Origin of the sequence: Brevundimonas sp. KM4 (genome assembly GCF_000964075.1) — a bacterium.
Lineage (GTDB): Bacteria > Pseudomonadota > Alphaproteobacteria > Caulobacterales > Caulobacteraceae > Brevundimonas > Brevundimonas huaxiensis.
Map to the genome: position 1 here is coordinate 1 of NZ_JZRG01000018.1, position 20,783 is coordinate 20,783.

Here is a 20,783-nt window from a genome sequence, read left to right on the forward strand (position 1 = left end):
ATGAAAACTCAGGGGCACGTCACCGCGTCGCCGAGGCGTTGCATAGTCTGGTTGCGGGAACCGGCGCGTTGCTCCTTGACGGCCCGCACGCCCTTGAGCCCGGCACGGTGCAGCCGACGCCGCTGACGGTCCCCCCGATAGCTGTGTGGACCCCGCGCCAGATCGCGATGCAGAGCCTTGACCCGCCCCCCGCAGCCCAGGCGGAAGTCAGCATTCGCTCGGCGGTGGACGAGGCCGTGTCCCGCCTTTCAAACCTCGCCGGGCCGCTCGCGGCCGAGGTGTCGGGCGGTCTGGATTCCAGCATCGTCGCCGCCGCTCTCGCGAAGGTCGCGTTGGAACCTGTCAGCTTGTGGATCAATGCTTACGGCGCCACGCCAGAGTCCGATGAGCGGTCCTATGTTGAAATCCTTGGCGATGCTCTCGGCTTCAAGCCTTACTGCACCCCCCATGCCGTCGGTCCGCTGACATCGGATTGGCTCACCGCGCTCGCGGGTGGGTTCCGCCCGGGGTTGAACGCCCTCGATCATCCTCAAAACCTGCGCTGGGCCAGCCTTCTACACGACCACGGAGCTAAGGCGGTGATGACGGGAAAAGGGGGTGACAGCATCCTGTTTCAAGCCGCCACGACGGACGTCTTCACGGATCAATGGCTGGCGCATGGATGGCGAGCACTGGCTTGGCCCGATCTCACCGAGCTCGCCGCCGCCAATGAGCTCTCGGTCTGGTCAATGGTTCGGACGGCCCGCCGATATGAACCGGGGAAACCCGATCCCCTCCTCCGCGATCACCCCATTCTCGCGCCGCTTGATCGACAGCCTCCGCCACATCCTTGGCTCAGAGACCTTGAGGGCTTCGGACCCGCCAAATGCTTTCATATCGCAGGGGTCGCGGACAGCATTTCCCATCACAACCCCTCGTCGCTCACGCAGGCGGTCGACGTTCGCCATCCCCTGTGCGCGCAGCCCGTCGTCGAGGCCTGCCTCGCCCTTCCCACCGCTCAGCTCTCGGTCGGCGGCAGAGACCGGGGGCTGGCGCGAAGGGCGTTTCGCAACCGATTGCCGACCGCGATCGTCGATCGCCGGACGAAGGGCGAGATGACCCGGATTTACGGACGAATGGTGTCGGAAAATCTGGACACCCTCCGACCGTGGCTGGCCGACGGCCGGTTGGCGTCATGCGGGATTATCGATCGGGAGAGGGTGTTGACCGAACTGTCTCCGGAAGTCTTGATCTGGCGCGGGCAGCACGCGGCTGTCCTCACGGCGGCGGCGTTTGAAGGATGGGTTCGCCTTTGGGAGCGTCGGCTGACGTAGTCTCAGAACCAGCATCATCGAGTGTGAGCGCCAACCAATCGAAAATCTGCTGGTAGCGATCGCGGATGTTGGCCGGGCTCCATGTCAGATGCTTCTCGCCCCAATAGGTCACGATGCGGGCGTGTCCGTGGTTGCGAAGAATGGCGCTAAACATTCTCTCGGCTTGTGTGGCCGGCGTGAAGTCGAGATCAGCCGTCAGGAACAGGATCGGCCTCGTTATGTGATCGGCCCGAAGAAATGGACTGGAGGCGGCGTAATCTTCCGGCGCACGCCACGGCGGATCTTGGAGCGCCCCCTGACCGGTCTCGGTCCAACCCTGGTTGAACCTGAAGAACATGCCGTTTTCCGGCTGTATGCGCCCTAAGGCGTCGAACTCTCCCCAGACACCAAGCATGTCACTGTAGGCGGACGAAGCGATGTAGGATCTGAACCGGCCCGAGCGCGTCGCGATCTCGAGGGCTGAATAGCCGCCAAAGCTGTGTCCCCAAAGGACCATCCTGTCTGAAGGAAGCTCCGGAAAGGCGGCCAACGCCGCATCGACGGCGAGATCGACGCTGCGGGCATAAGCATCGCCACGCTCCCTGACGGGTAGATCCCCAGGGACAGATGGGCTCAGGACGGCATAGCCGGCCCCAACGAAGACCTCCGGCCGAAAACTGTACGTCATAGTGAGCGGGTCCAGCCGCGCCAGATTGTCAGCCCAGCCCGGGTAGGGGTTCACGATGACGCCTCGGGGTTCGCCGTTCGGCAGAAACAGCCAGCTTTCCGTTTCGCGACCGTCGAAACCCAAGTGGCGGATCGGCCTGGGCTCGGTGACGAACATGTTCGCAAGGGTCGAGTTAACCTCGGCTATCGCTTCAGTCGATCCCGGTCTATGATGCAAAAGGGCATCTGCGAGCCCGCGCGGACGGAGTGTCAGCACGGCCTCCGGAGAAACGGCAAGTGTCTTGTCGAGGTCAGCGCCGCCGCCCCCCAACGTCGGCGCTGCGCCGTCCCTCACCAACCTCACCTGGCCTTCGCCATCAATCGCGATCGACCAATCTCTGCGCGGCGCCTCGTTGCTTTTCGGGCGACGCCCCATGGTGAGGTCGAAGATCATGGCCTCCCGGAGGTTAAGGTTGGGTGGCGAGAGCGCATGGGCTCCGTGCGCTGTGATTTCCCAGTAGCGGCCGTCCGCGAAGGCGAGCAGGCCCTCCGGCCCGGATGCAGCGATGCGCGTCGGAGCCACAACCAAATCGCCCGTCAGGGATTCTGGGACACCGTCCTGAGACAGCAGATACCAGTCCCCGCGCTCACCCTCCGTCGGTCGTGCGTACATGACCGGGGTGAGACCCAGCCAGTCGGCTTGCACGCCAGCGACAACAACGCTGGCTGACGCGCCGGCACGCAACCCGCCGCGGTTGAATGGGTCGGTCGACTCAAAACTGGCGCTCATCAGCGTTCCCTCGTCCCACCGAGCGCCGTCTGGGCGGGCCCAAACGAGGACGGCCGTCGAGTCGGGTGACCATCGAAGAAGGTGGGGCGCGATGTCCAGCCCATCGACTCGCAGTGGCACGCGCCCTGTCCTGAGATCGATCAGAACAAGCCGGCGCCTTCGATCATCCTCCATGTGGAGAAGCTGCGGATCTCCCAATGGGATCGGCTCCTCCCTCATGACCACGGCGACGCTTCCGCCGTCAGGCGAGACGGTGAAGTCGGCAAGCCATCCCTCTTGCAAGGTCGTGATCTGCAGCGTGTCCCGTTCCAGCCGAACCAAGGCCTGGCGGGGCTCGGGGCGCTCCGGAACGACCACGCCCCCCCCGCGCGTCGATGACGGTCCTGGAGGGTTCGCGCCCTTCGGCGGTCCGCTCCCACGCCTCGGCGCGACGTCTCGTGCTTGTACGATCATACCCGAGAGCCAGCGGAAGACTGTGGTCGGGGCGCACTGGCAGCAGCAGCGTGTTTGCAGACGCCCATGTCGCAGTCGCCCCGCCCAGGGGAAGATCGGGCGTCAGGCCGGTCCATCGGACGGATCGGTCGACTAGGGACACGATCCCGTATTCGAATCCGTCGCCTTGAAGCCTCGTGATAAGGAGATGATCCGAGGACGGCGACCAAGCGGCGAACTGCAGCCCCAAGCCTTCGTGGGGAAGCAACCTTTCCTCTGGAGAGGTTGGATCGCTGAGATCAACAATCCAGAGCTCCATGATTTGCCAGGTGGAACGGCCATTCGCTTCGATGCGGGGCATGGTGTCGTAAGGACCGCGCCTCTCGTAAATCGCCCATCGGCCGTCCGGAGAGATGGCCGCTCTTCCGAACGCCTCCAACCCCAGCAAATCATCAACCGTAAGCGATCGATCCGCCTCGATACCTTGGCCGTGCGCGGCCCCCGCCAAGCAAGCCGCTGCGATCGCCGTTCCGACGACGCGACAGATGAGCGTCCACATTTCGGATACTCACCAGCGTCGCGTCAGTTGCAGGGAGATCACGCGTCCCAAGATGCTGGCTTGACCGGGATCGAACCCCAAACCAGTCGGGGCGTCGTAGAACGGCGGCGCTTCGTTGAGCAGATTTTGGACGGCAAGCTGAACCTGGACGCCGGGCGCGCCGGCCAGGTCCGAAGTCCACCCGGCCGTTGCGTCAATCGTATTCCAGGCCGAGAGGCGGTTGCCGGCCCGATCTTTGCTGCCGGCCACATGGTTCCAATGAAGCCCGACCGCGACGCCGTCACGCGACCAAGTCGCACCGGTCCGCGCTCTCAGGTCCGTCGGGTAACCTACGAGGCCGGCGACCTCCTCAATGGGCGCTGTCGGCGTCGTCTGGCTTTCGTAGTCCAAAATCCAGGACGCTGTCAGGTCGAGCGCGAGACGACCGTTGCTGATCTCCCAACCGTGACCTGCCTGTACGTCCAGACCGCTGACACGCACCGCGCCAGTGTTGACCCAGCGTGTATCCACCACAGCGCCGTACGCTGTGACCGGGAAGAGGCTGGAAAATCCGGGAGCGTCCGAGAAGCTCTCGATGAGTGCGCGGTCGGCGGAGCTGTTGACCGGATCGACGAAGGTCACGAAGGGACGGAGCGTGGGGTCGATGAGCGCCCCGTCGAAGTTGGCGTTCACGGGCTGCGCGATGCGGTCATCGAAACTGGTCGTGAAAAAGTTGACCCCGAGCCTCGGCCCTCTGGTCGGGCGATAGTCGAAGCCGAGTGTAAAGGTTTCTGAGGTCTCAGGCTGCAGATCGGGGTTGCCACCGTACAGCATGAGGATCAACGCCTCCGACCCATCGGCCCGATCCAAAAAGGCCGGGGACACGCCGAACTGGTCGAACAGCTGCGTGAGCGCTGCGGCGCGGAAGGACGTCCCCCAAGATGTCCGCATGGTGATCTGCTCGTCCGGCGACCAGATCAAGCCAAGCTTCGGATTGGTTGTCGAACCGAAATCATCGTAGTCCTCGAACCGGGTCGCGACAGAAAGCTCCAGGCGCCGGATCCCGGCTCTTTCATTGTCCGGTCCCACAATCGGAATGCGCGCCTCGGCGAACACTGCGGAGATGGCTCGAGATCGGTCGGGGCTGGAGATAAAACGGGGCGCGGCTGCCGTCAGGAAGGTCTCGCCCTCGGTCTCAAAGGCCTCTCGTCTCGCCTGGCCTCCGACAGCCAACGAGATATCACCTCCCGGAAGACGCCAAAGAGGTCCCTGCACAAGCAGGTTCGCCGAACTTGCGCGGCTACGATTCCGGACAACACCGTAGCCGCTGCCGATGAAGTCCGACACAGCCTGGGCGTTGGCGCTGCCGTCTCCGAAGAGGTTGAAGTAACCATCTACTGCAGCACGGAAGGGCGTTGCCGGGTCGTCTGGGATGTTCCCCAAGGCTTCCGACAGGAACCGAGTGTTGACGCGGTTGCTTACGCCGAAGTCCGCCAGTTCCCAAGCGTCGGCCACGTAGGCCTCGACCGACCAAGTCGGCGAAACGTCGTAACGCGCACCGATAGTCAAGCCCAAGCTCTCGGATTCGGTCGAGCTCCGCGCTGGCCCTATATCCCGAAGGAAAGAATACGCCACGGTATGCGATGAAGCGCCGTTCGGCGACACGAACCACGGATTGGCTTGTGTGACATTGAAGATCCCCGCGGCGGCCGCCGTTGCCGACTCCGTCGTTCGAAGGCTGTAACGGATGTCCCCGGTCAACTCGAGCCGTTCGCCTATCGATTGCCGGATGCGCGCATACGCGCTGTGGCGTTCGAGTGCAGGCAGAAGATCGATACCGGCGAGCGGGGATTGAAGATTGCTCTGGCCTGCCGCGAAGTCGCCGGGGGTCTGCGCCGTTCCACCGGTCGGTGGGCGGATCGCGAACTGGACTTCGAACGCAGATGTCGCGGGGTTGAGCGCGAGAATATTGCCGGGCGCGCTGTAGAAACCACGGCGGTCACTCCCACCGAAGGGTCGCAGATCTCCATCCGCCGTGACGCTTCGGTCCGAACCGCTCAACGCGTTGGCGGATTGATATTCATAGGCCAGGTAGGCTGCGCCCGATCCCCAGTTACGACCTATGAGGTGCGAGACTTGGACGTCCTCTGCACCGCCTTCCGCGGCGGAGACGCGTGCTCGCGTCTCCTGTCCGTCCACGGATCGCCGCATGATCACGTTCACAACGCCCGCGACCGCATCGGACCCGTAAAGCGCAGATGCGCCGTCCAGAAGTACATCGACCCTGTCGACGGCCGCCGACGGAAGGGCCGAGACGTCGGCGAACTCCGCACGAGACCCGGTTCCTGCGAGCCGACGACCATTCACGAGAACCAGCGTGGACGCCGCCCCGAGACCGCGAAGGTTCACCCCGGTGGCGTAGACATCGTTCGAGGTGCCGGCATCAGCGAGCGTGGCTTGGCTCACCGGCGTGGACGTGCCGGCGTAATTCTGAGGTAAGGAAACGAGAATGTCGGCGACAGTGCCACGACCGGTTCCATCCAGCGCATCTCGGTCCAGTTGAACCACGGGCGATGCCAAATCTCCCGACGACCGCAGCAGCGTTCCCGTTACGATGACTTCATCGATCTCGACCGCCTCGTCGACACTCGCCATGCCGGCCCGCTGCACCGCGAAGACCCCAGGCCGGCTCTGCGACCAGGTCAGGCCGGAACCGGACAGAAGCCGGTCCAAGGCCGCCCCCGGCTCCAGCCGACCGCTGACGCCGGGCGACCGCAGGCCCGCCACGGTGTCGGAGGTAAAGAAGATCTGGTGACCGGACTGCCGCCCGAAGGCCGTCAACGCCTCGCTCATCGGTCCGTGCGGAATCCGAAACTCCCGCACGGACTGAGCGCACGCGGGCGAGCTGGCGGCGACGATGCAGGCGACCGCGGCGGCGCCTGACAGCAGATAGGAACGGCTCATAGACTGGTTTCCCCTCGACGCCCCCAGTGGCGCTGAAGAGAGAGACCATCGAGACCGGGGCTAACCCTCTCGGCGTCCCGAATTAATTTCTGCGCCGGGAGAGCCCGACCGATCCGTCCGCCTTCGGAACAGCCCGCAATCCCATGACATCCGAAGACGCGGCCACGAAGGCGTCGCGGTCGCCGGTGCGGAAGACGCCATTGACCGCCACCGACCGGATGGCGGGGTCGTCGATCTCGATCTTTTCGGTCAGGTAACGGTTCATCTCCGCCACCGCCTGCGCCAGCGGGATATCGGTGAAGACGAGTTGGCCCGTGGCCCAGCTGGTCTCCGCCTCGACGTCGACCGCGCGCGTATCGATCCTCGCGCCAGAGACTCGCACCTGTTGGCCGGCGGCGATGCGACGGGGCGGCGACGGCGCCTGGTCGGACTGGACGTCGATAGCGCCAGACACGAGCGTGACGCGAACCCCCTCCCCTGCCCTGCGCACGTCGAAAACCGTTCCCACGGCCGTGACCCGGGTCTCGCCGGCGTAGACCACGAAGGGACGCCCAGCGTCATGCGCTACATTGAAGAGCGCCTGACCTTCCACGAGGTCGATCCGCCGCTGGCGGTCCGTAAATCTGACGCGCACTCGTGAATCCGTATCGAGGCTCAGACTCGATCCGTCGGCGAGCGGGATCACCCGCTGCTCGCCGACCCGTGTGGCGAACGCGTTCCTATCGCTCCAGAACCAGGACCCGCCCACCATCAAGGCCACCGCCGTGGCCACGGCCAGACCGCCAAACAGAACGGACCGCCGACCGGACGCCGGGCTCACCCGGCTTCGGCGACGGGCTCCCTCCAGGGCGTCGGCGAGCGCGGGGTCGGGTCCAAGACCCTGGCTCTCGCGCCAGACGCGGTCGACCCGGCTGTACGCCTCGGCGTTGCCGGGCCTGGCCCGCCACTCGAAGAATTCCTCGATGGTGCGAGTCTCGATCGAAGTCGTGCCGAGGCGGACGTGCCACGCCGCCGCCTCCCTCTCCGCCGCTTCAACCCGCATCGTCGGGTTGGCCATGTCGCGCCCCATCCTAGCGCCGGAGCTGGGCGGCGCAGTGGGCCAAGGCCCGGGTCATGCGCCCTTCCACAGTCTTGGGGGAGATCCCCAGTCTGTCGGCGATCTGGGCGTTCGTCAGACCGTCGATCCGGGACAATAAAAAGACATCTCTCACGGATTCTGGCAAGCTCAGGACGGTCTCCAGCAACATCAATCGTTCGGTTTGGTCAGCATCGACCCGATCATGAACCGACCGGATGGCTTCCGCCCGGCAAGCCAGTTCACGTCGGCGCCTTGCGTTGCAGGCCAGGTTCACGGCGATCCGTAACAGGAATGCTTTCGGGTATCGGAGACCGTCAACAGATTTGCTTGAGGCCACGCGAAGCCAGGTTTCTTGGGACAGGTCGTCGCATTCGTCCTGCCCAAACCGTCTCCGAAGGGCACGCCGCAACCAAGCGCCGTAACGACGTTCCAGAGCCGTGAGCCGATCCTCGAACCGGCCTTCAACACTATCGACTCGGTCATCCACGCGTCGCTCCGAGGACTTCGCCCTCCAAATCAAGGGATGTCAGAGCGTAAACCACCATCGGAATGGTCACTATAGTGACTGGCCCAAAATGTACGTTGGGCGCCGCCTGCGTCTATGGCGCTTACGAGAATCTTTGGGCGGAACGTACGTCGTGCAAGACAGAAAAAAGGCATGACAATCGAGGGCTTGGCAGACGCCGTGGGCCTGTCCTACAGCTACATGGGAGAGCTTGAACGGGGGAAGAGAAATCCAACGCTGCGCGTCGTGGAAAATCTCGCCGTCGTCCTTGAAACGCCGCCAACGGCCCTTTTGGCCGAATCTCACTCCTGATTCCCTGACAACGCGGCATGCACCAGCGGCTCAACTCACAGAGCCACAAGTCGCAATGGTTACTATGATGACTGGCTGCTCGACGCGCTTTGCGTGTGCCTGTATGAATGAGTTTGACGGAGACTTTTGGGCGCAACGTCCGCCGGATTCGGCTTGAGAAGAAGCTCACGATCGAGGGGCTCGCGACCGACGTAGGACTCTCATATAGCTATATGGGCCAACTCCAGCGCGGCGAGCGAAATCCCACCTTGGATGTCGTGGAGCGGATTGCCAAAGCGTTGGGCGTTAAAGCCATTGAGCTCTTCCGCGAACGTTGACCGCTAAATGCCGACAGACGCGGTTACCCTGCTAGCGAGAAACCTCCAAACCCTCCGACGCGCCGCCGGGCTGTCGCAGGAAGAGTTAGCATTCCGTGCGGGGACAAAGCGGAGCTACCTCAGCGACTTGGAACGCGGCGTCCGTAATCCATCCGTCCGTCTGTTGGGCCGTTTGGCCGAGGGTCTAGACGTGCCGCCAGCGCGGCTCCTCGAGTGAGATCGCGCGGGACGCGGCTCAGCTGGTCAGTCAGCCTCCTCGTCCCGGATCTGCGATGAAGAAGTCGGCAGCAGGCAACGCAACAAGTCCCGGATCAGCCGCTGCTGATCCGGACCCAAGCGCGCGGCCGAGCGTTCGATCGTTAGGGTAAGCCTCGTGGGCGGAGGCCCCATCGTCTCCGCTGTCGCTCCACCGGTCTGCGCCAGGCCTTTTCAAAGAAGTAGCTGACGGACACGCCGAGGAAACCCGCCGCTTTCCAGAGCCTGGACGCGGAGACGCGATTGGCGCCGCGCTCGTATTTCTGGATCTGCTGGAACGTGAGCCCGAGCGCCTGACCGAGGTCGCTCTGGCTGAGTCCCAGACTGCGCCGGCGATGAGCGATCCGGCCGCCGACGTGAACATCCACGGGATTGGCCCGGCGATCGCCGTCGCCCTTCTCCACTGGTTCCCGGTCGAACATCAGACTCCCCGGCGTTCGCGCTCGACACTGAAAGCTGCAGCCGCTCCGGATCGACCGACGAAGCCGCCAGAGCCGCAGCGTTCGGGATCATCATGTCAGCGTTCGAGGGCTGCGCAAGCCATTGGCCCCAGGCAGGGCATCGCAGTCATAGCCGTCCGAACCGAAAGGGCCGCCAACCGCAGCGCTCAGGCGACCTTGTCCAGCAACGCCGTCACCTTGCGCGCGGTCGCCTTGGCCGATCCCGGATTCTGACCCGTGACCAGCAAGCCGTCCGCGACGACGTAAGGTCCGAAGGGCAGCAGTCCCTTGAGGTAGACCGCGCCGCGCCGTCTCATCTCCGCTTCAGCATTGTAGGGCATCCGGCCCGCGACGCCGGCCAACACCTCCTCCGCCCACGAGAAGCCGGTGAGCATGCGATCCATGACCAGCAGTCTGCCGGTCGTCAGGCGCGTGTTGAGCAGCGCGCAATAGCCATGACAGACGGCGGCGACGATACCGCCGCGTTCCCACACGGCGCGCGTCAGGGTCTGCAGGCCCGGACTGTCCGGAAAGTCCCACATCACCCCGTGACCGCCGGTGAAGAAAAGCACGTCGCAGTCCAGCGGATCGATGTCTTCGGGCCGCTGCGTCGTCTCCAGTCGCGCCATCTGTCGAGGATCGCGCAGCCAGGCCTTCGCCGAACCGTCCAACAGAGGCCATTTGAGCGCGCGCGGTTCCAGCGGCGACCGGCCCCCGACGGGACTGATGATGCGCTGTTCGAAGCCGCGCTTTGCGAAATGATCCCAGGCATGGGTCAGTTCGGACAGCCACAGTCAGGTGGGCCTGCCGTCCTCATAGCGATCGACATTGGTGACGACGTGAACAACGCGCTTGTCCATGGTCGGAGCCCTTCGGTCGTCAGTTGGCTGCGCTCGGCAATACAACTCACTATGCTGGATAATACAACCGGAACGGTCACCGTTCCAACCCGCTCCCGCGCCCTCTCAGGACCTGCGCCAAGCCGGCGCCGGTCGGGGCGAGCGCCACGGTCTTGCCGATCTCAAGCCTGGGCTCACCCGCGCGCAGCCGCGCGTAGTGTTCGGCGCCGTCGCCGTCCCGCACGATCACGAACGGATGCGCGCCTAGCTCGTCGTGAAACCCGGTCTTGACCACGCGTCCCTTCAGCGGCGACGCCCCCATGGGTCTCACGTCCCGCCCGACCTCAAGCCGCCGCTGGTTCAGGGTGCGGATGATGTCGCGGCGCGCCTGGAGCGTCCGAAGCTTCGTCTCCATCTCGGGATCGAGCCGATAACGCCGGCCGGCGCGGACCGCGAGACCCAAGCCTTCCAGATGACGGAGGCGGCCTCGACTCAGGGCGTTCCAGGCGTCGCTCCGTCCCACGCCGTCTTCAACCATCCCGCCCGGCTCCGCCGCCGCCAGGAGCCGGCGATCAAGTCCGGTGAAGCGATCCGCCGACGTCTCGCGCCAAACACGCTTCTCGGCGTCGACCCGGGCCAGGTCGCCGAGCCTCTCCTGTGCGACCTCCTGGGCGCGGGCGCGGAAACCGTAGGCGATATAGTCGCGCGGGATCACAAGGTCCCGCCCGTCACCACGGCGACCGCGCACGAGCACATGCGCGTGCGGCTGGTCCGTGTCGTAATGACAGGTCGCGATCCAGGTCAGCTGCGGCTCGCCCAGATCCGCCGAGACCCGCGCCATAACCTCGCGGACATAGCCGCGCAGGTCGTCGATCCGGTCGCCGTGCTCGGGCGAGATGATGAAGCGGAAATGGTGCCGGTCGTCGGTCCAGCCTCTCGTCTCGACGGCCGCTTGAACGCCGTCCTGATGCCGATCGAAGAACTCGGGCCGGGCGCCTTCCACGCCAGCGCCGGAGCGACCGAGGTAGGCGACGTGCGCCGCCAACGCCGCGCCACGCTCTGCGCCCTTGCCGGCGTGGCGAGACACCAGAGCCTTGACGATGACGCGCTGTCGCACGTCCAGGCGGAAGGCCCGTCCCGACCGGTTCTGCGCCGCCCGGAGAACGCCCGACCGATTGCCGAGAGCAAACATTCGGGAACTGGCGAGGCGCTTCATCATGCCAAGACGAACCGGATCGCGGTCGGTCTTCAGTCGCGTCGGAAGCCTCACGCCGCCCGGGGCGTCCTCGACGCCGCCGCGTATCGACAGCCTGGTTTGAATAGCCTGGTGAACAGACATGATCCGCGCTCCGGCCCCGGAAGATCCGCCGAAGAACGACAACTCAAAGCAAGTCGTCGATCCGGGTCGACCTCTCCTCCAAGATGCTGAAAGCATAAAGAAAGCCGGCCAGGCCCAACACTCCCTTTTATCTTGCCCTCAGCCGAAATTCGAAGATTTCCGGACAGCAGCATCATACTTGATCCAACCCGATCAACAGTCGCCACAGATCGGCAGGCCGGCCGGACGACAGAAAAAATCCCGCCCGGCCGAAGCCGAGCGGGTCCAGTGTTCAGGCGGGTCTCAGGCGGCGCGGGCGCGGATGGCGACGTGCCGGACGCCGTGCTCCATCGCCTTCTGGCCGAGGTTCATCGCCGGGCCGAACGGACGATCGCCCGAGCCCCTGCCCTCGCCCAGGGAGTGCGCCAGGGTCAGGCAGCAGGTCGGCTCGAGCGCGATCAGGTCATCGTTCGCCCGGAAGGGAGCCGCCTTGCCATGTGTGTCGAAGTCCGCCCGCGCCAGGATCAGCTTCACGCCCTTCTGCTGGGACCATTTGATCGCCAGCTTCTCGGAGCCCTTCGCCCCGGTTGTGGCGAGCGCCATGTCCGGCCATTCCGCCAGCGCCCAGTTCAGGGCGTCGAAAATCCGCCCGGCGTCTTCGGCCGTATCAGCCGAGGGCGCCCCCCGGAAGGCGATCACCGGTCCGCCCGGATCCGCCTCGCCGGACGTCCTAGCGCGGAGACTGCGGATCGCCTGGGCGTCGGAGATCCGCCCTTCGTCGCGCAGCGCCCGCGGCAACACCGGCCGGTAGGTCGGCGCGGGCGGGGCCACGGAGGCCATCGGCCCGGACTCCACCAGCGGCGACGGGTGCGGCCGAGGGTCCGGCAGGACGATGCGCGCCAGCCCGTGGGCCTGATAGAGGCCGATGTCGCGTCCCTCGCCCGTCCAGGCGCGCGTCTCGTAGTCCACGGCGGACGCGCCCGCTAGGAAGGCGAGGCGCGCGGACGCGCGCGCGCCGGCGCGGCCTCCGGGTGCCAGAAGCGAAGCGGGAGACGCTTCGAGCCGGGCGCGCGGCCGGGCGCCCGCGCGCCCCGGCACGGCGGCGGCCAGGATCGCGGCGGTCGCCAGGTCGTCCGCCACGGCGAGCGGTGCGACCTCCGCACCGGTCTCGTCCCGCTCCAGCACCAGCAGACCGGTCTCCACCGACGTGCCGTGCCGGGCGAAAGCGCGCGGCGGAAAGAGTATCCGGGCGACGATGCGGCCCCCATCCGACAGCCGGCGCAGGCCGCCCTCGTCCGACAGGGCCGAAGCCGGCGCGACCGCCGCGAGACGTCCGCCGTCGGCGAGCGCGCCCAGCGCCGCCTTCAGATGGCGGTCAAGGTCCGTGAACGGAGGATTGCAAACCGCGACGTCGAACCGGCCCGCGGCGTCCAGCAGGTCGTGGATGTGGCGGCCGTCGAGGCGCGAGCGCCGCGCCGCCGGAAACAGGCCGTCGAGCAGGGCGGCGCGGCCGTCCGCCGGCTCGTTGAGCCACAGGACGCCGCCGCAGGCCTCCGCCACAGCCGCGATCAGACCCGTGCCGGCCGAGGGTTCCAGCACCCGGTCGCCGGGGCGCACCTGGGCCGCGAGCACCGCGATCGCCGCCAGCTCCGGTGGTGTGGAGAACTGATCCAGGGCGACCTGGTCCTCGCTGCGCCGGCTGTGCGTCAGGCCGAGCGCGGAGACCGCAGCCAGCAGGGCGGCGATCTCCGCTGGCGCGTCCTCGAGGCGGGCGACCTGGGGGGCTAGGCGCCGGATCTGAAGCACCGTGGCGGCCTCGATCGCCTCGTAGGCGTCGCGCCAGAGCCATTTGCTTTCTGTGTCGGCGCCGCCGAAGAGGGTCGTCATCACCTCCGAGACCAGACGGCGATCCAGCGGGCGCGATCGCGCGAGATGGCCTGCCAGCGCCCGGGCGGCCGCCAGCACATTGGCGGCGTGGGGCGTGTCGGTCGCGGGAGGAAAGAGGGACAGGGTCGAGGTCGAGGACATGGTCGCGGCTCCGCTCGCCGGGAGCGGAGGGCGCATCCCCCACGGTCCTCCAGGCTCGCCGCGCCTAGCCCTCTTCTTCCCTTTCAACAGGAACGGCGCGCACAAAACCCGCCCCGCCGGACGGCGGAGCGGGTTCTTGGGCGGCAGGGGTCTCAGGCGGTCTGCTGGAGGGCCGCCTCCCCCGCCTCGGTGACGACGAAGGCGCCGGCGCCGTCCGCCTCGGGCGAGGCGGCCCCTTCGGCCGCGGCGTCCGACGGGTCGGGCCCGTCCATCACCGCCGCCTCCGGATCGCCGTCCGGCATGTCGGTCGTCCACGACAGACTGGCCGGCGCCCAGGTGCGTTCGGCCGCCCGTTCCGCCACCCAGTCGACCAGGTCCGTCTTCTTAAGCACGCCGACGCGGGGATCGCTCGGCTCTCCCATCGCCTCCAGCATGCCGAGCAGGAGCGCCTTGGAATGCGGCTTGAGGAAGTCGGCGTCCGGCGTCCAGTGCAAGGTGATGTCCGCGCCGCAGAGAGCAGCCAGTTCCGCCGCCTCGGCGCGCGCGGCCCGCCGGATCAGGCTGGTCCGCTCTTCGCGCAGATCGAGCGTCAGGGCCGTCAGCTCGGCGAGCAGGCTCATCTTGTCGCCATGCGCGAGCGCGTGAACCCAGGCGATCACCGTCTGGTCCGACCCCTCCCAAGCCGCGCGCCGTTCATCGAGCCGTTGGCGAACGTCGCCGTCCAGAGGCTCGATGATCCGTCCGCCGGCGGGATTGAAGGCCGTCGCGGTCAGGGCGAAGGCGGATTCGGATCGTGCGCCGGACCCGCGGACCGCGACCTGGACGAACAGGCGCGCGATCAGCGCCGTGAGCGCCGCGCCCGGATCGTCGGCCAGCGCCCGGATCAGGCCGCGTGTTGCGACATCGGTGCGCACCGCGTGCAGGGCGTGATTGATCCCCTCAGTCTCGGGCTCCGGCGCCTCGACCTCCGGCGCCCGATAGAATCGCCCGTTCGCCGGCGACAGATCGCCGTCGTCGTCGACCTCATCGCGAGCGTCGCTGAGCTCCTCGTTGTCCTGGATCTCCGGCTCGACCGGGGTGAAGCAGCGGATGTCGAGGCCCGCCCGGACGGACGGGAAGAAGACCAGTGTCGTGGCGACGCGACCGCCCCAGCTGATCTGGTCCATCGCGAGGCGCGCCTTCGCCATCGCGATCAGCAGGGGATCGACGACGGCCGGGTCCGTGGTTTCGGCAAGCCGTTCCCCGACCGCCTCGGCGGCGGCGTTGAAGACCTCGCGCGCCTCGCGATAGGCGTCCAGCTCGGCGGCGGGCAGCATGCCGCCATAGGCGTAGCGTGCCGGTTCCAGATCGTCGGGCAGCTCGAGAGCGTCGCCCGCCGACACATGGACGGCAAGGCCTTCCGCCTCGAAGACCAGGGCGATCTCTCGCGCGCGCCGCGTCCAGACGTCGGTCAGGATCGCCGGGTCGAGAAGCACCGGCGCGCGCTCTCCGAACAGATCGACGACGGTGCGGCCGCCGGCCGCCGCATAGCGCTCCGCGCCGACCAGGGCGCAGCGCGCGTCGCCCTCTGTGACCTGGTCTTCGTCCAGCTTCTCGGTGATGCGCCAGTCCTGGAAGCCGTGCCCGTCGAGCGTCATTTGCGCATATTCGGCCTGCTCGGCCTTGTCCGGCAGCCGGGCGAGCAGCCGGGCCTGCCGCAGATTGAGCCGACCGCGCCGCAAGGCTTCGAGGGCCACGGGTGGCAGGGCCGACAGGGCGGCGAGCCGCTTCACGTCGATCTCGGCGTACCCCAAGGCCTTCGCGATCCCGGGCACGGCGAGTTTGCCCTTGAGCATCCGGCCGATCGCGGCGATGACGTCGGCGACGTGAACCGGGGCGGCTGTGTTGGTGAGCAGGACAGCGGCCGCCTGGCGCGCGGGATCCGTCTCCACCACCACGTCCACGAGGAAGCCGTCGTCGATGCGGCCGCCTTCCAGCAGATAGCGCAAGGCGAGGAGGCGACGACGGCCGTCCAGGGCCATGTTCGCCCGCTCCTTTCGCCGTCCCGGGCGCACGGTCAGCGGCTCCAGCTGGCCCGCCGCGAACAGGGTTTCCGCCAGCAGCGGAATGTCGTCGTCCGGCGGTTCGCCGAAGCGCAGGTTCTCAGGGGCGATATCCACATCGCGGAGGGGAACCCGCAGCCGGGCACGGGCTGCGGCGATGTCGAACGGCGTCTCGACGACCGTGAGGGCGGCGGAGGCGGATCTGGGCATGGCGGAACTCCTGCCGGCGACGGGGCCTATCCCCGCCTTTCCGGCGCCCCACCGCGCCCTTCCTTTTCCCTTTCGGCGGTCGTGCGGATGGCGTCGTTCCAATCGCCACAGCCGGGCGGCGGCAGACGCATCTCCACCGCAAGGCCGAGCGCCGCAAGGCGATGCTTCAAACGGCGGGCGGCGGCCTCGCCGGCGAGACCGCGGTCAGCGGCGATCACAACGCTGCGGACATCGGGCGGCGGCGTCCAGGCCGCCAGATTGCCGGCGGAGAGCAGCGCCCAGCCGGGCAGGTCGAACCCGCGCACGGCCGAAAGGGTCGTGACGACCCCTTCGGCCACCAGCATCCTGCGGCCGACGACGGACAAACGGACGGCGGCGCCGGGCGGAACACAGCCCACGGTCTTGCGTGACACCGCCAATCGGACCGCCTGACGCGCCGCAGCGTCCAGATAGGTCAGTTCCACCCCGGTCGTGCGCCCGTCGGGATCGCTGATGCGGGCCATCAGAGCCCGCAGGGTCGGCCCGCCGGTCCGATAGACCGAGACCGGCGCGGCGGGATGTTCGAGAAGGTCGCGAACGCCAATGGACCAAGGAACGGCGCGACGCTGCAGATGACGGGCGGCCAGGCCGGACGGGCCGATCCTCACGCCCTGCGACCAGAGCCGCTCGGCCGTCTGCCGACGAACGCGCGTATCCGGACGTGCGACCGATGCGGCGCCGGACAGCGGCGCGCCCGTCGGCCGGCCCGCCGCGTCCACGAGGCCGCGACGGCGCAGATCCGCCATCACGGCGCGCCAGTCCGACCCTCCGAACGAATGGGCCACGACGCGCCCCTCCGTCAGCCACAGGGACACAGAGCGGTCTTCGCCGGAATGGCCGGGCCCAGGCACGTTGGCGCGCGCGCCGTTGTGATAGAGATCGCCGCCGAGGGCGGCGACAATGCCGCGCAGGCTCATGGGAGCAACCCCATCTGCCGAAAGCTCGCCGTGCCCTCCCGACCCACCACGAGATGGTCGTGCACCGGGATGTCGAACACCCGCGCCGCCTCGACCACCTTGCGCGTCATGGCGATGTCGGCCTGCGACGGCTGGGGATCGCCGGACGGGTGGTTGTGGATGAGGATAAGGGCGGATGCGCCAGCCTCGAGCGCCCGCCGCACCACTTCGCGCGGATAAACCGGAGCATGATCCACCGTGCCATCCGCCGCCGCTTCGTCGCAGAGCAGGCGGTTCTTCTTGTCGAGATACAGGACGCGGAACTGTTCCCTTGGCCGATGACCGACGGACACACGGGCGTAGGCGACGAGGCTCGACCATGAGGTGATCACAGGCCGGCGGCTGGCGGTTTCGCGGGCGAGATGTTCGGTCAGTCCCGCCAAGCGTTTGACGCGGTCTACCGTCTTCTGGTCGAGACCGTGGCGCTTCAACTCCGCAGTGTCGGCGTGAACGAAGGCGCCGACTGTGTCGAACCGGCGCTGGAGCGCGCCGACCAGGGCTCCGTCGGCCGCGAGGTCGAGATCGATGAGGAGACGGTGAAGCCAGGCGCAGCCGCCGTCGGCGGTGGTGACAGCGCGACCGGAAGTGGACAGCCGCCCCGGGTCGGGCGGCGCAATGAGGGCGAGAGACATGATGAGCTCCGTACCGCTCCGAAGCGGAGCGCCCCTCCCCGCCCTTCCCTTCCCTCCGGTCCTGGCCCGGGGGACGGTCTTGAGACCTGTTCAGCGGCCGCAGGAGTTCCGCGACGACTTGGCCGCTCCCCTCAGACGCGCGTTGGCCTCGCGGCGCATGACCCGGCGCCACATTCGTTCAGACGCCTTCTCGGATTCAGGCTCAGGCCGCGACCGGAAAGACCTTCTCGGCATCGAGGCTCCCGGCGGGCAATGCCCGCAACAGGTCGTCGTGCGGTGTCTGCAGATTGAGCCAGGCCGCACCGTCTTGGGGGCGCAAGACTACGATCTGGCGGTCGTGATAGGGGGCGATGTCCACCCCCGGCTCGGTGGTCAACATGGCGAAGGCGCCGTCCTTGATCAGACCCGCCACCCAGAAGAGCCGCTGGCCGGCGAGGGTGAAACGCCACTTCGTCTTCCGCTTCTGGCCCGGTTCCGCGTCGGTGAACTCGAAAAAGCCATCCGCCGGAATGAGGCACCGGTGCGATCCCTGGAACGACCGGCCATCGGAGCGGAAGTTGAACACCGGCCGTCCCCCCGGCCCCTTCCAGGCCCATGGCGTCATGAGCACCTCGGGCCCCGACGCTCCCATGTGAATGACAGGCGCGCGTTCCCCGATGCGGATCGACGCCATCGGTCCGAAATTCGGCATGCCTCCTGGAAAGACCAGCCGGTCGCCCGTCTGGTTGAACGCCGCGATGATGTCATCAAACGGCAGGATGAGCTGATATTCGTTGCACATAGGACCTTCCGGGGGCCGTCCGGCGCAGGATTTCACGGCTCCGGCCTCGCCGCAAATCGGCGGGGATAAGCGCACCACCGGATTGACTCCCCCCCGGCGCCAAACCAGAACGTTTCGAGAACATTTATCGTGACGAAGAGGAGTTCGTCGATGCCGGCCGCCCGCTCGGCCAAACTTGAAGATCTGCGTGCTCAGGTCCTTGCCCTGGAGCAGGCCGACCGAAGACCGGTCGGTGTGTTGCCATTCGGCGTGGAGCCGGTGGATGCCGCCCTGCCGGGCGGGGGGCTGACGCTGGGCGCGCTCCACGAGGTGGCCGGGGGTGGTGACGACGCCGTCGGCGGCGCGGCGGCCGCGCTGTTCGCTGCCGGGGTGGTCGCCCGCCTCCCCGGTCCCGTGCTCTGGTGCATCACGCGACCGGACCTGTTCGCCCCCGCGCTCAGCCAGGCCGGACTGGAGCCGGATCGGGTCATCTATGTCGAGGCCGGAGACGAGAAGGCGTTGATGGCCTGTTTCGAGGAAGGCTTGCGTCATCGCGGTCTCGCCGGTGTCGTGTGCGAGACGTCCCGCCTCAGCATGACCGCCTCGCGCCGGCTTCAACTCGCCACCGAAGCCTCGGGTGTGATCGGTCTGGCGGTCCGCCGATGGCGTCGCGCGGCCGAGGCTGCAGACTTCGGTCAACCGACCGCGGCCGCGACCCGCTGGCGCGTCAGCGCCGAGCCGTCGGCGCCCTTGCCGGTTCCAGGCATCGGGCGAGCGCGATGGCGGATCGAACTCATGCGCTGCCGCGGCGCCGACGCGGCGGACTTCATTCTGGACGCTTGCGATGAGACGGGTCGTCTCGCTCTTCCTGCCGAACTGGCCCGTCGATCGGCTTCGCCGACGGCTCGGCGCGGACGCGCCGCCGCCTGATCGGCCTCTCGTGCTCACCGGCCGGGTGGGCCGCAGGCGCGTCGTGACCGCCTGCAGCGCCGCCGCCGCCGCCGGCGGCGCGCGCGTGGGCATGGCGACGACCCAGGCGCAGGTCCTGATCCCTGATCTGGACGTGAGAGACGCCGATCCGCGCGGAGACGCCGACGCGCTGGATCGTCTCGCCGTATGGGCGATGCGCCGCTACGCGCCCGTCTGCCAGGCTGATCCGCCTGACGGGCTGGCCATCGACATCACCGGGGCCGCGCATCTCAAGGGCGGCGAAACGGCGCTTCTGGGCGATCTGACGGCGCGCCTCGAGCGGGTCGGCGTCCGCGCCCGCGCAGCCGTGGCTCCGACCTATGGAGCCGCCCATGCGGTCGCCCGCTTCCGCCGCGACCTGGACGTCGTCGGCGAGTTCGCGATCGACGCGGCCCTGGCCCCGCTCCCGCTCGAGGCCTTGCGCCTCGCGGCGGAACTGCCCGCCGCCCTGCGCCGAATGGGCTTCGAGCGGATCGGCGACCTCGCCCACCGGCCCCGCGCGCCGCTGCAGCTACGGTTCGGCGCGGAACTGGGGCGACGGTTGGATCAGGCCTACGGGCGGGCGGCCGAGCCTCTGATCCCTGTCGAGGCGCCGGAGACACCACGCGTCGAACAGGTCTTCGCCGAACCGATCGGCGCCCCCGAGACGCTGGCCCGCTATGCGGGCGTTCTTGCCGCCGCCCTGTGCGGCCTTCTGGAAGCGCGCGGTCTTGGCGTCCGCCGCCTCGACTGGCTCTGCCACCGCGTCGACAACCGGATCGAAGCGGTCCGCGTCGGGCTGGCCGGGCCGGTACGGGATACGCGTCGCCTGACGCGCCTGTTGACCGACCGGATCGAGACCATCGAGCCCGGGTTCGGCATCGAGCGCATGACGCTCGCGGCCAGCGCGGCCGAACCGCTGGATTGGCGTCCGGCCGCAGGCCGCCTCGGCGAGCCGGCGATGCCCGATGTCTCCGGGCTGATCGATACGCTCTCGAACCGGATCGGCGCCGAGCGGCTCTATCGCCTGGCGCCCGTCGAGAGCGATGTTCCCGAGCGGTCGATGCGCAAGCTCGCGCCGTTGGCCGCGCCCACCGGTAAGGCCTGGTCGCCGGACTGGCCCCGCCCTGCCAGGCTGTTCCGCCGACCGGAGCCGATCGAAACCCTCGCGCTCCTCCCCGACAACCCGCCGACCCACTTCACCTGGCGCGGGGTCCGGCGCCGTATTCGCCGGGCCGACGGCCCGGAACGGATCTTCGGCGAATGGGGCCGCCGCGATGCCGAGATGTGGGCGGTCAGGGACTATTTCCAGGTCGAGGACGAGGCGGGCGAGCGGTTCTGGCTGTTCCGGGCCGGCGACGGCGAAGACGCCGCAACAGGATCCCAGGCCTGGTTCATCCACGGCCAGTTCGGCTAGGACCG

At 67.6% G+C, this 20,783-nt stretch carries 18 protein-coding genes; 6 read left to right on the top strand and 12 right to left on the bottom strand.

Features of this window, described 5'->3' with window-relative positions:
* On the top strand, positions 1 to 1,313 hold a 1,313-nt coding region (locus tag VH88_RS10055), incomplete at its 5' end, for an asparagine synthase-related protein (RefSeq protein WP_045811141.1).
* Here the strand turns inward: VH88_RS10055 and VH88_RS10060 are convergent.
* The 4 genes from VH88_RS10060 to VH88_RS15675 form a co-directional block, all read right to left on the bottom strand.
* A complete protein-coding gene (locus tag VH88_RS10060; protein ID WP_197071058.1) occupies positions 1,258 to 2,748 on the bottom strand; it encodes a S9 family peptidase in 1,491 nt (496 codons plus the stop codon). The genes VH88_RS10055 and VH88_RS10060 overlap by 56 nt on opposite strands.
* 1,000 nt (positions 2,749 to 3,748) lie before the next feature.
* On the bottom strand, positions 3,749 to 6,682 hold the full coding sequence (locus tag VH88_RS10065) for a TonB-dependent receptor (RefSeq protein WP_045811143.1): 2,934 nt from the start codon (positions 6,680 to 6,682) through the stop codon (positions 3,749 to 3,751).
* An 82-nt stretch (positions 6,683 to 6,764) separates the two neighbouring features.
* The gene (locus VH88_RS10070) at positions 6,765 to 7,739 is read right to left on the bottom strand and encodes a FecR family protein (protein WP_045811144.1); all 975 of its coding nucleotides are present in this window, start codon (positions 7,737 to 7,739) and stop codon (positions 6,765 to 6,767) included.
* Between the two features lie 13 nt (positions 7,740 to 7,752).
* The gene (locus tag VH88_RS15675) at positions 7,753 to 8,247 is read right to left on the bottom strand and encodes an RNA polymerase sigma factor (protein WP_197071059.1); all 495 of its coding nucleotides are present in this window, start codon (positions 8,245 to 8,247) and stop codon (positions 7,753 to 7,755) included.
* Positions 8,248 to 8,361: 114 nt separating this feature from the next.
* Here VH88_RS15675 and VH88_RS10080 point away from each other — a divergent pair, with 114 nt between their 5' ends.
* The 3 genes from VH88_RS10080 (at position 8,362) to VH88_RS15680 (ending at position 9,111) form a co-directional block, all read left to right on the top strand.
* Positions 8,362 to 8,577, top strand: coding sequence for a helix-turn-helix domain-containing protein (locus VH88_RS10080; protein WP_045811145.1), 216 nt, complete (start codon positions 8,362 to 8,364; stop codon positions 8,575 to 8,577).
* A gap of 107 nt (positions 8,578 to 8,684) precedes the next feature.
* Positions 8,685 to 8,894 (top strand): helix-turn-helix domain-containing protein, encoded by a 210-nt coding sequence (locus VH88_RS10085; protein ID WP_045811146.1) that lies wholly within the window; start codon positions 8,685 to 8,687, stop codon positions 8,892 to 8,894.
* A 7-nt stretch (positions 8,895 to 8,901) separates the two neighbouring features.
* The gene (locus tag VH88_RS15680) at positions 8,902 to 9,111 is read left to right on the top strand and encodes a helix-turn-helix domain-containing protein (RefSeq protein ID WP_082064453.1); all 210 of its coding nucleotides are present in this window, start codon (positions 8,902 to 8,904) and stop codon (positions 9,109 to 9,111) included.
* Between the two features lie 142 nt (positions 9,112 to 9,253).
* Here VH88_RS15680 and VH88_RS10090 read toward each other — a convergent pair whose 3' ends face one another.
* From VH88_RS10090 to VH88_RS10125, 8 genes are all read right to left on the bottom strand, one after another.
* Positions 9,254 to 9,571, bottom strand: coding sequence for a helix-turn-helix transcriptional regulator (locus VH88_RS10090; RefSeq protein WP_052689548.1), 318 nt, complete (start codon positions 9,569 to 9,571; stop codon positions 9,254 to 9,256).
* A gap of 185 nt (positions 9,572 to 9,756) precedes the next feature.
* A complete protein-coding gene (locus VH88_RS10095; protein WP_369796285.1) occupies positions 9,757 to 10,260 on the bottom strand; it encodes a type 1 glutamine amidotransferase domain-containing protein in 504 nt (167 codons plus the stop codon).
* Between the two features lie 265 nt (positions 10,261 to 10,525).
* A complete protein-coding gene (locus tag VH88_RS10100) occupies positions 10,526 to 11,767 on the bottom strand; it encodes a DUF3363 domain-containing protein (RefSeq protein WP_045811147.1) in 1,242 nt (413 codons plus the stop codon).
* Positions 11,768 to 12,049: 282 nt separating this feature from the next.
* Positions 12,050 to 13,774, bottom strand: coding sequence for an SLOG family protein (locus VH88_RS16725; RefSeq protein ID WP_052689549.1), 1,725 nt, complete (start codon positions 13,772 to 13,774; stop codon positions 12,050 to 12,052).
* A gap of 152 nt (positions 13,775 to 13,926) precedes the next feature.
* Positions 13,927 to 16,026, bottom strand: coding sequence for a hypothetical protein (locus VH88_RS10110; protein WP_052689550.1), 2,100 nt, complete (start codon positions 16,024 to 16,026; stop codon positions 13,927 to 13,929).
* A 26-nt stretch (positions 16,027 to 16,052) separates the two neighbouring features.
* Positions 16,053 to 16,982 (bottom strand): toprim domain-containing protein, encoded by a 930-nt coding sequence (locus tag VH88_RS10115; protein WP_045811148.1) that lies wholly within the window; start codon positions 16,980 to 16,982, stop codon positions 16,053 to 16,055.
* The gene (locus VH88_RS10120; protein WP_082064454.1) at positions 16,979 to 17,653 is read right to left on the bottom strand and encodes a RadC family protein; all 675 of its coding nucleotides are present in this window, start codon (positions 17,651 to 17,653) and stop codon (positions 16,979 to 16,981) included. Before VH88_RS10120 ends, VH88_RS10115 begins: the two co-directional genes overlap by 4 nt.
* Before the next feature lie 202 nt (positions 17,654 to 17,855).
* Positions 17,856 to 18,434, bottom strand: coding sequence for an SOS response-associated peptidase (locus VH88_RS10125; RefSeq protein ID WP_045811149.1), 579 nt, complete (start codon positions 18,432 to 18,434; stop codon positions 17,856 to 17,858).
* Positions 18,435 to 18,584: 150 nt separating this feature from the next.
* On the opposite strand from VH88_RS10125, the gene VH88_RS10130 reads away from it, so the two are divergent.
* Both VH88_RS10130 and VH88_RS10135 read left to right on the top strand, forming a co-directional pair.
* Positions 18,585 to 19,343: an ImuA family protein gene (locus tag VH88_RS10130; protein WP_045811150.1), complete on the top strand. Its 759-nt coding sequence runs from the start codon at positions 18,585 to 18,587 to the stop codon at positions 19,341 to 19,343.
* On the top strand, positions 19,258 to 20,778 hold the full coding sequence (locus VH88_RS10135) for a DNA polymerase Y family protein (RefSeq protein ID WP_045811151.1): 1,521 nt from the start codon (positions 19,258 to 19,260) through the stop codon (positions 20,776 to 20,778). Before VH88_RS10130 ends, VH88_RS10135 begins: the two co-directional genes overlap by 86 nt.
* Positions 20,779 to 20,783: the final 5 nt, after the last annotated feature.

Excerpts from the sequence above, each read along its gene's own strand:
- VH88_RS10090 (WP_052689548.1), bottom strand. The coding sequence starts at position 9,571 with ATGTTCGACCGGGAACCAGTGGAGAAGGGCGACGGCGATCGCCGGGCC.
- VH88_RS10110 (WP_052689550.1), bottom strand. The coding sequence starts at position 16,026 with ATGCCCAGATCCGCCTCCGCCGCCCTCACGGTCGTCGAGACGCCGTTC.
- VH88_RS10125 (WP_045811149.1), bottom strand. The coding sequence starts at position 18,434 with ATGTGCAACGAATATCAGCTCATCCTGCCGTTTGATGACATCATCGCG.
- VH88_RS10085 (WP_045811146.1), top strand. The coding sequence starts at position 8,685 with ATGAGTTTGACGGAGACTTTTGGGCGCAACGTCCGCCGGATTCGGCTT.
- VH88_RS10120 (WP_082064454.1), bottom strand. The coding sequence starts at position 17,653 with ATGTCTCTCGCCCTCATTGCGCCGCCCGACCCGGGGCGGCTGTCCACT.
- VH88_RS10100 (WP_045811147.1), bottom strand. The coding sequence starts at position 11,767 with ATGTCTGTTCACCAGGCTATTCAAACCAGGCTGTCGATACGCGGCGGC.
- VH88_RS15680 (WP_082064453.1), top strand. The coding sequence starts at position 8,902 with ATGCCGACAGACGCGGTTACCCTGCTAGCGAGAAACCTCCAAACCCTC.
- VH88_RS16725 (WP_052689549.1), bottom strand. The coding sequence starts at position 13,774 with ATGTCCTCGACCTCGACCCTGTCCCTCTTTCCTCCCGCGACCGACACG.
- VH88_RS10115 (WP_045811148.1), bottom strand. The coding sequence starts at position 16,982 with ATGAGCCTGCGCGGCATTGTCGCCGCCCTCGGCGGCGATCTCTATCAC.
- VH88_RS10135 (WP_045811151.1), top strand. The coding sequence starts at position 19,258 with ATGAGACGGGTCGTCTCGCTCTTCCTGCCGAACTGGCCCGTCGATCGG.
- VH88_RS10130 (WP_045811150.1), top strand. The coding sequence starts at position 18,585 with ATGCCGGCCGCCCGCTCGGCCAAACTTGAAGATCTGCGTGCTCAGGTC.
- VH88_RS10080 (WP_045811145.1), top strand. The coding sequence starts at position 8,362 with ATGGCGCTTACGAGAATCTTTGGGCGGAACGTACGTCGTGCAAGACAG.
- VH88_RS10060 (WP_197071058.1), bottom strand. The coding sequence starts at position 2,748 with ATGAGCGCCAGTTTTGAGTCGACCGACCCATTCAACCGCGGCGGGTTG.
- VH88_RS10065 (WP_045811143.1), bottom strand. The coding sequence starts at position 6,682 with ATGAGCCGTTCCTATCTGCTGTCAGGCGCCGCCGCGGTCGCCTGCATC.
- VH88_RS10070 (WP_045811144.1), bottom strand. The coding sequence starts at position 7,739 with ATGGCCAACCCGACGATGCGGGTTGAAGCGGCGGAGAGGGAGGCGGCG.